Annotated in this window: 9 protein-coding genes; 2 read left to right on the forward strand and 7 right to left on the reverse strand. The window is 56.1% G+C overall.

What is annotated here, in order from left to right; translation table 11 throughout:
* Nucleotides 1–4: 4 nt before the first annotated feature.
* From BM030_RS07175 to BM030_RS07200, 6 genes are all read right to left on the reverse strand, one after another.
* Nucleotides 5–1,288, reverse strand: a complete 1,284-nt coding sequence (locus BM030_RS07175; protein ID WP_090972676.1) for a M16 family metallopeptidase — start codon at nucleotides 1,286–1,288, stop codon at nucleotides 5–7.
* Entirely contained in the window at nucleotides 1,281–2,525 is a 1,245-nt protein-coding gene (locus BM030_RS07180) for a M16 family metallopeptidase (RefSeq protein WP_090972678.1), read from the reverse strand. Before BM030_RS07180 ends, BM030_RS07175 begins: the two co-directional genes overlap by 8 nt.
* Before the next feature lie 11 nt (nucleotides 2,526–2,536).
* Nucleotides 2,537–3,436: an oxygen-dependent coproporphyrinogen oxidase gene (hemF, locus tag BM030_RS07185; protein ID WP_090972680.1), complete on the reverse strand. Its 900-nt coding sequence runs from the start codon at nucleotides 3,434–3,436 to the stop codon at nucleotides 2,537–2,539.
* 16 nt (nucleotides 3,437–3,452) lie between these two features.
* Nucleotides 3,453–5,162 (reverse strand): gamma-glutamyltransferase, encoded by a 1,710-nt coding sequence (ggt, locus tag BM030_RS07190; RefSeq protein WP_090972682.1) that lies wholly within the window; start codon nucleotides 5,160–5,162, stop codon nucleotides 3,453–3,455.
* An 18-nt stretch (nucleotides 5,163–5,180) separates the two neighbouring features.
* Nucleotides 5,181–6,191 (reverse strand): NAD(P)H-dependent glycerol-3-phosphate dehydrogenase, encoded by a 1,011-nt coding sequence (locus tag BM030_RS07195; protein WP_244518747.1) that lies wholly within the window; start codon nucleotides 6,189–6,191, stop codon nucleotides 5,181–5,183.
* A 245-nt stretch (nucleotides 6,192–6,436) separates the two neighbouring features.
* The gene (locus tag BM030_RS07200) at nucleotides 6,437–6,763 is read right to left on the reverse strand and encodes a DMT family transporter (protein WP_090972684.1); all 327 of its coding nucleotides are present in this window, start codon (nucleotides 6,761–6,763) and stop codon (nucleotides 6,437–6,439) included.
* 163 nt (nucleotides 6,764–6,926) lie between these two features.
* Here BM030_RS07200 and BM030_RS07205 point away from each other — a divergent pair, with 163 nt between their 5' ends.
* Nucleotides 6,927–7,310 carry a winged helix-turn-helix transcriptional regulator gene (locus BM030_RS07205; RefSeq protein ID WP_090972686.1) on the forward strand — a complete coding sequence of 128 codons (384 nt, stop codon included), beginning with the start codon at nucleotides 6,927–6,929 and terminating at the stop codon, nucleotides 7,308–7,310.
* Nucleotide 7,311: 1 nt separating this feature from the next.
* Here BM030_RS07205 and BM030_RS07210 read toward each other — a convergent pair whose 3' ends face one another.
* Nucleotides 7,312–7,728, reverse strand: coding sequence for a hypothetical protein (locus BM030_RS07210; RefSeq protein WP_090972688.1), 417 nt, complete (start codon nucleotides 7,726–7,728; stop codon nucleotides 7,312–7,314).
* A 313-nt stretch (nucleotides 7,729–8,041) separates the two neighbouring features.
* Here BM030_RS07210 and BM030_RS20450 point away from each other — a divergent pair.
* A partial coding sequence (locus BM030_RS20450; RefSeq protein WP_397235371.1) for a helix-turn-helix domain-containing protein occupies nucleotides 8,042–8,254 on the forward strand: 213 nt, incomplete at its 3' end.

Consider the following 8,254-nt stretch of genomic DNA (forward strand, 5'->3'; position numbering starts at 1 on the left):
CCGGCTACACCAGCTTGCCTACCACCACCTTTACCATCTTGTCGTAATCCAGGTAGGTGTTGGCCAGCCGCAGCAACGTATCCGGCGTAATGGTGTTCACCACCTGGGTATAATAATCGTAGTAATCCAGGTCGAGCCCAGAAAAGTACACGTTCTTGAACAGATCAGCATGCGAAAAAATATTCTCCAGGCTGCCCAGCATAGCCCCCATCATGTAGTTTCGCACCAGCGCCAGCTCCGCCTCATCTACCGGCTCGTCACGCAGCCGCTGTATTTCGCTTTCGATTTCGGCGAGGGTAGCCTTCGTTACCTGCACGCCCACTTCAGACGCCAGCGTAAAGAAAGCCGCATGCTTCAAAGACACCAAGGCCGAGCTGATGTTATACGTATACCCCTTATCTTCGCGGATGTTAACCATCAGCCGTGAACCGAAATAGCCGCCCAGCACCGTATTGAGCACCTGTAATCCCGGAAAATCCGGGTGCCGGCGCTGGATGCTCTGGTACCCGATTCGGATGGCCGATTGCAGCGCCTCCTTGCGTTCATCTACCATAAGCAGCGCATGGGGCGGCACAAATACCGGCGGGTTATCCGCCGCGGGTGCCACCGTCTCATCCCGCCACTGGCCGCCGAACAGCCGTTCCAGCGACGCAATCACGTCGTCCGTCACATTCCCAGACACCACCAGCGTACAGTTGTCTGCCGTACATTGCTTCAGGAACTGCGCAAGCAGCGCCTCATCAGACAGCCTGTCGTAATCAGCCATCCCCGGCACATAGCCATACCGTGTGGGGCCGAAAACGCGCTTGTTAAACAGCCTGCGTGCCACAAAGCTGTTTTTCTTGAGCGACACCTGCAGTTTCTGCTTATTATTCCGCACATAGGTTTCCAGCTCCGCTTCCGGGAATGTTGCATCGGTGAGGATATCCTTCACCAGCGGCAGCAGGTTGCCCAGGTGTTTATTAAGCGAAAACAGGGTGAGCGTTGACTGGTCGTAGCCAAACTGCGGCACGAGGAACGCCCCGTGAAAATCCACCAGCTCGGCAATCTGGGCACTGCTGTAGGCCGAGGTGCCTTCCAGCATCAGCTCGTTTACGGCCATGTTCAGCAAACCCTGACTTTCCCGTTCAAACACGTTATTGAAAACCCATTCTATCCGTACCAGATCCTGCGTCCCCTCCCGGAACACAAACAGTTTCACCCCGTTCCCAAACGTAACAAGCCGGGGCCTAATCAAGTCGAAGCCCGTTATGGGGCGGAATGCAGGGGGTAAAGTTCTGTCAAGCATCGGCATGAGCAATATAAATGAGCGTTGATGAATTTTCTTTCCTAAACATTTGGGCGGCCAGCTGCTGGATGTCATCAGCGGTAACGCTGAGGTAGCGGTCCACCTCGCGGTTCAGTTCGCCGGCATCGCCCAGCAGCTCAAAATACGCCAGGTTCATGGCCTTTTCCAGTATGGCCATTTCCCCGAAAACCAGGGTAGACTCCACCTTGTTTTTCACCTTGTTCAGTTCATACACCCCCACCGGTTCGGCGGCAAGCGCTTCCAGCTCCGCCCATATCGCATTTTCCGCGGTGTCAATGGGCACATCCGGCAGGGGTTTACCTTCCACCACCAGCAGGCCGGGATCAATGCTGCCGGTCTGGTAAGCATTGATTTCGCTGAACAGGGGCTTTTCCTTTACCAGCCGCCGGTATAGCCGTGACGAGGCCCCCTGCGACAGCAGGTCAGACAACAGATCCATCGTATGGTAGGCCCTGTCCAACCGCGCCGGGCCGTGGAAAGCAATATAAAGATTATCCTGCGGCACGCTGGCATGTACAATCTCCCGCCGGGCCTCCCGCTGCGGCGGTTCGGCCGTCAGGCTGCGCACACCCTTTCCCCGCGGCGGAATCGGGCCGAACCACTTTTCGGCCAGTTGCCGCACCGCGCCGGTTTCCACATTACCCGCTACCACCATAATCGCATTGTCCGGCGCATAATGCCTGGCGAAAAACGCCTTCACATCATCCATACTGGCCTGCTCGATGTGCGCCAGCTCCTTGCCGATGGTCGCCCAGCGGTAAGGGTGTTCCTTGTAAGCCAGCGGCCGCAGCCGCAGCCACGCATCGCCATAAGGCTGGTCAAGGTAGCGCTGCTTAAACTCTTCGCACACCACGCTTCGCTGCACCTCCAGGCTCTTCTCGCTGAATGCCAGTCCCAGCATACGGTCGCTCTCCAGCCAGAAAGCCGTCTCAAGGTTTGCCGCCGGCAGGGTAATGTAATAATTGGTAATATCGTTGCTGGTAAAAGCATTGTTCTGCCCGCCCACCCGCTGCAGCGGGCCGTCGTAGTTCGGAATGTTTACCGACCCGCCGAACATCAAGTGTTCAAACAAGTGGGCAAACCCCGTCCGCTCCGGATCCTCATCGCGGGCCCCCACGTCATACAAGATATTGACCACCGCCATGGGCGTGGCGTTATCCTCATGCACCAGCACCCGCAAACCGTTAGCCAATGTAAATCGTTCAAATGTAACCATTCGCTATCGTTTCATTCAGTTATCCAATCCACTCCCGGCTTGAGCAGCGCGAGGGTCTGCGCTTCAGCACTGCCCGGTTCCGGCCGGAAATCATATATCCACTGCGCCTGCGGCGGCAGGCTCATCAAGATCGATTCAATCCGTCCGTTGGTTTCCAGCCCGAATTTCGTGCCCGCGTCATACACCAGGTTAAACTCCACATACCGTCCGCGGCGCACCTGCTGCCATTGCGTGTTGGCCTCGGAAAACGGCTTGTGGCGGTTGCGGTTCACCAGCTCCGCGTAAACCGGCACAAACGCCCGTCCCACATCGCAGGAAAAGTCGAAAATCGCGTCCCACGCCAGCCCCGCTTTATCCGGGGTGAGCCGGTCGTAAAAGATTCCCCCTACGCCGCGCGTTTCCTGGCGGTGCTTGATGTAAAAATACCTATCGGCAAACGCCTTGAATTCCGGATAAAACGCCGGGCTATACCTATCGCACACCGCTTTGAGTTGCCGGTGAAAATACCGCGCATCCTCCGGCAGCACATAGTGCGGCGTCAGGTCTATCCCGCCGCCGAACCACCGTGTCTGCTCATTGAGTTCAAAATAGCGGATGTTCATGTGGATGATGGGCACAAACGGGTTCCGCGGATGAATCACAATGGAAACGCCCGTAGCAAAAAAATCCGTCTCGTCCACACCGAATGCCTTCCGCACCGGCTCGGGCAATACGCCGTGCACGGCAGAAAAATTCACCCCTCCCCTTTCAATGGCGTTGCCCTGCTGGATGATGCGGGTTCGCCCGCCGCCCCCACCATCGCGCTGCCACAACTCCTCCACGAACCGCGCACCGCCGTCCAGCGTTTCCAGTCCGCGGCATATCTCGTCCTGAATCTCCTGATATCGTTCTGCAACCTGCCCTTTATCCATCTCCGCTCATTAACGGTTAGTACCCCATTGCCACATCGTCGCCACGCGGGTCGGCCCCGCCCTGCAAACCACCGTCAGGCAACACCAAAATGGCGTCCACCCGCCCGATGCTGCTGCGATCCACCAGCTTATAGCCCGATTCGGTCAGCGCCTGGCGCACCTCCGCACCGATAGCACCCTTTTCGGCCGCCACTTCATCCGGCAGCCACTGGTGGTGAAACCTCGGTGCATCCACCGCCTGCTGCATGTCCATCCCGAAATCCACCACATTCAAGATGGTCTGGAATACCGATGTCATGATGGTCGATCCGCCCGGCGTACCCACCACCATATACAGCTTTCCATCTTTCTCGATGATGGTAGGCGTCATGGAGCTCAGCATGCGCTTGCCGGGCTCAATGGCATTGGCGGCGCCGCCAACCAACCCATACATATTGGGCGCTCCCGGCTTCACCGAGAAATCATCCATCTCGTTGTTCAGCAAGAAACCCGCTCCGGCCACCACCACGTGCGAACCGTAAGAACCGTTAATGGTAGTGGTAAGCGATACCGCATTACCTTGGCGGTCAACAATGGAAAAATGCGTGGTTTCCTCGTGCTCCGCAGCCACCGGCATACTACCCGCATGGATATCGCTGCTGAGCGAAGCCCGGGAAAAATCCATATTGCTCATCCGCTGCGCGTTATAGGTCGAGTCGATCAGCACCTGCTGCGGCACATTGTAAAAATCCGGGTCGCCCAGGTGCGTGGCCCTGTCGGCATACACCCGGCGTTCCGCCTCAATCATCACCCGCATGGTCGAGTCGCTCTGGAAACCCCACCTGGCCAGGGGGAACGCCTCCACCGACTTCAGCATGGCAATCAGCGCAATCCCTCCGCTTGAGGGCGGCGGCATAGACACCACACGGAGCCCCCGGTAAGTAGACGATACCGGTTGGCGCCATTTCGCTTCATACCGTTTTAAATCTTCATGGCTGATGATGCCATTTCCGCGGGCCATTTCCTCCACAATCCTGTCGGCCACCTCCCCTTCGTAAAACCCGGCCCGGCCGTTTTCGGCAATCAGGGTAAGCGTATGCGCCAGCTCCGTCTGGATTAAGGTATCGCCTTCAGCCCACTCGCCCTCCTCCTTCACCAGCGCGGTTCCCAGGGGGTTATGCTTTTTGAAACTCTCTTTCCGGTTATTCAGCTCCCGGGCCTGCATGGCCGTAATCGGGAATCCCTGCTGTGCCAGGCGGATCGCCGGCTCCACCAGCGCAGCCCATTTCAGCTTGCCATACCGCTCATGCGCCTTCACCATCCCGTCTACCACGCCCGGCACCCCAGCTGCCAGCTGCCCGCGCAGGCTCAGCTCCGTAATCGGGTTGCCCTCCGCATCCAGGTACATGTCGCGGGTTGCCGCTGCCGGAGCCGCCTCACGGAAATCCAACGAAGCGAAGCCGCCGTCGGCCGTGCGGTATACCATGAAGCCCCCGCCGCCGATGTTCCCCGCATTGGGGTAAACCACGGCCAGCGCAAACTGCACCGCCACGGCCGCATCCACCGCATTGCCGCCGTCGCGCAGCACCTGTAAGCCCACGGCCGAAGCCTCGGGGTGGGCTGTCACCACCAGCCCATTGCGGTAAGCCGGCGGCAGTTTATCCCGTTGTTTAAACGTGTTGCAAGAAATGAGGGATACTGCTACAAATAAACACAGCAGTCGATGAAGTACAGTTGTCCTGTTCATATAAAGTTTATCAAGTTGTTACGTAAGTTTTTCAGCCAACAATCTCATTTCCGTCGCGGGCGAAGCATTCCGGTACAGCACCTGGTATACCGCCTGGCAGATGGGCAGTTCAATCCCAAGTTTGGTACAGATCTGCTGGATACCGTTTGAAGCATAGTACCCCTCTGCCACCATGTTCATCTCCAGCTGGGCCGACCGCACCGAATACCCTTTGCCAATCATCGTGCCGAACGTGCGGTTGCGGCTAAACTGCGAATAAGCCGTCACCAGCAAGTCGCCGAGGTAAGCAGACTCCTTGATGTCCCGCTCTATGGGATGCACCGCATTCACGAAATGCGCCATTTCGCGGATGGCATTAGACACCAGCACCGCCTGGAAGTTATCCCCAAAGCCGATGCCGTGGCATATTCCGCCCGCCACGGCATAGATGTTCTTCAGCACGGCGGCATATTCCGTTCCGTAAATATCGTCAGACACGATGGTCTTGATATAGCGGTTTCCGATTACCGCCGCCACCCGCGTCGCCGCGTCGGTATCCTGCGAAGCCACCGTCAGGTAAGACAGTTTCTCAAGCGACACCTCCTCCGCGTGGCACGGGCCGCTGATAACGGCGATACGCTCAATCGGTATACCGTACCGCTCCTGCAGGAAATCGCCCACAATCTGGTTTTCATCCGGAATAATGCCTTTGATGGCCGACACCACGATTTTTCCCTCCAGCATTTCCGGCGTAACGCCCTTCAGCGCGTCTTTCAGGAACGCCGCCGGTGTATTGAGCATCACGATGCTCGCATGCCCGATTACCGAACGCACGTCAGAATGAATATGGCGCTTGGGAATTTTCACGGTTACCGCGCTCAGGTAATTGGGGTTGTGCCGGTAGGTACGGATGTAATCCGCCGTTTCGCGGTTGCGCACCCACCAATACACCGACTTATCCGTTTTATTGTCTTCCAGCATCTTAATCATCGCCGTGGCCCAGCTGCCGCTTCCAATTATACCTACTGCCGGCTTGGTTAAGTCCATCATCTTCATGTTTACAAAACAACAAAACCCAGCGGAGCTGGGTGTGAATCTATTCCTCCTGCTTAAAACTTAGATTAGTGAGCGTTTCCAGTCTACGCAGGCAAAGATAGGCTAATGCGCCAAATTTTCAAAGGCAGCCGCCAAGCTATATCGACCGCAACCTTTGAAGAACCCGGAAAAAAGGCGTTCGGCACCACGTCCCAAGCGGCGGCTCAGCCGGAAGCGGTTGGAACTGGCGCATCACCGGTTTATGGGGATACCTTGCCCAATTCCAACGCCAAAACACCGCCGACTATTAGCAGCATCCCCATCACTTGCACCATAGTCAAGGATTCTTTAAAGAGAAAAACCCCCAGCACCGTCAGAATGGTTATTCCCAGCGCGGCCCATATTCCGTAAGCCACGCCTATTGACATGCCATTTTTTAACGACAAAGACAACAAGTAATAGGCGGCCACCACCCCCAAAACCGCTATGGAAGACGGGAGAATTTTAGTAAATCCATTTGATTGTCTGGTTGCAACTGCACCAATAACTTCTGCTATAATCGCACCGAAAAGAAATAGGTATTTCATATTTTAACGTCTCATTTAGTAGCACAAAACTACTTCTGATACAAGCGATAAAAAATATGGGCCAAAAGAATCATATGGACAAATTAATCCTTATCCTAAAATCCGGATACCACTGGATTGTTTCGTAATTTTGGACCCATAAATCCACTTGTCAGGTCAGCTTATGTACGTAAATAAAATACCACAGGCACTTGATTATGGCGTGAGTGTTACCATGAAAGTTATCGGCGGAAAATGGAAGCCGTGCATCATTGACTGTATTGCTAACGGAATCAACAGGCCTGCAGACATCCGGAAAGCCATTAAACACGCCAGTTTACGGGTGATAAACCATCAACTTACCGAACTGTTAGCGTATGAGGTGGTCTCCAAACAAACATATCAAGGGTATCCATTAAGGGTCGAATATAAGTTAACAACGTTTGGAAAAACCCTCCTATCCGTAATTGAGGCCATGCAAAAGTGGGGCGATGCACACGCTGAGAAAGTAGCCGAAATAGCTATGAAAAGAAATGAGAACATCGGAGCAGCCCCGTCAAGGCCGTAGCTCAACGGCGGGAACCTGCCGAACGGATCCGCTTTTCCACCACGGCCTCCCGTTTGCGCCAGGCGGTCACTTGCGGGTCTTCATATACCGGCAGCCCCTCATCATTCAGCAACCCCAGTGAATCAGCCAGCTTGCGGCTCAGCGCAGCCGAATCCCGGTCCCGCTCGCCGATGGCCTTCCGGTTGGCCGCCTCCGCGGCCTCAGCCGCAGCAATGGCCCGGCGGATAACCTCCAATTCGGTCTTGTATTGCTTTTGCTTCCGCAGGATAACCATCATGCGGTTATAGGCATCAGCGTTCAGGCGCTTACCGCGCGTAAGTGTGCGGTACAGCTTCAGCGCCTCGGCATGCTTACCTGCTTTTTCCAGTTGCCGTGCCTCTTCCATCCGGGTGCTGGTGGCTATCTTCTTTTTTGCCATAATTAACAGCGGGTGTGCTACCCTACCAACAGGTAAACGGCAGTTTGGTTTACGGGAGTACCCTCCCCGGTTGCTCGGCAATTGTTCGGCATGGCTTCGACAGTTGTTCGAGACTTGTTCGACAATCCTTCGACAGCGCTTCGACAATTCTTCGACAGCGCTTCGACAATCCTTCGACAATCGGTCGAACGCCAGCTGGAGGTCGCGTCGGCAAGGGCGGGCGAAGGCCGCTGCCAAAGCGGGGCGAATTCATGAACAGTTTAAGTTCTTCGCGGGGCAAACCGCGGTGCAGGCGCAGGGTCATGTCCGGCAGGTGCTTGGCCAGCTTTTCCAGCACGCCGGTTTCCGTGAGGGCCAGGTTGCTGCCACGCTGCAAACCACGCCGCGGCGCCTGCGCGAGCTCCACCGCCGCCTGCATGGACACAAACTGGTCCAGCACATCACCGCCTGCCGTATTGAAGAGGCCAAGCGCAGGCTCAGCACCGGCCATTCCATCGCCGCGGTGGCCTATGGCCTTGGCTGGGCA

The organism is Parapedobacter composti (genome assembly GCF_900112315.1).
GTDB lineage: Bacteria > Bacteroidota > Bacteroidia > Sphingobacteriales > Sphingobacteriaceae > Parapedobacter > Parapedobacter composti.

What these genes read in the sequence shown, in the direction of transcription:
- BM030_RS07205 (WP_090972686.1), top strand. Translation starts at nt 6,927, where the DNA reads ATGTACGTAAATAAAATACCACAGGCACTTGATTATGGCGTGAGTGTT.
- BM030_RS07210 (WP_090972688.1), bottom strand. Translation starts at nt 7,728, where the DNA reads ATGGCAAAAAAGAAGATAGCCACCAGCACCCGGATGGAAGAGGCACGG.
- BM030_RS07175 (WP_090972676.1), bottom strand. Translation starts at nt 1,288, where the DNA reads ATGCTTGACAGAACTTTACCCCCTGCATTCCGCCCCATAACGGGCTTC.
- BM030_RS07180 (WP_090972678.1), bottom strand. Translation starts at nt 2,525, where the DNA reads ATGGTTACATTTGAACGATTTACATTGGCTAACGGTTTGCGGGTGCTG.
- BM030_RS07200 (WP_090972684.1), bottom strand. Translation starts at nt 6,763, where the DNA reads ATGAAATACCTATTTCTTTTCGGTGCGATTATAGCAGAAGTTATTGGT.
- hemF (WP_090972680.1), bottom strand. Translation starts at nt 3,436, where the DNA reads ATGGATAAAGGGCAGGTTGCAGAACGATATCAGGAGATTCAGGACGAG.
- ggt (WP_090972682.1), bottom strand. Translation starts at nt 5,162, where the DNA reads ATGAACAGGACAACTGTACTTCATCGACTGCTGTGTTTATTTGTAGCA.
- BM030_RS07195 (WP_244518747.1), bottom strand. Translation starts at nt 6,191, where the DNA reads ATGATGGACTTAACCAAGCCGGCAGTAGGTATAATTGGAAGCGGCAGC.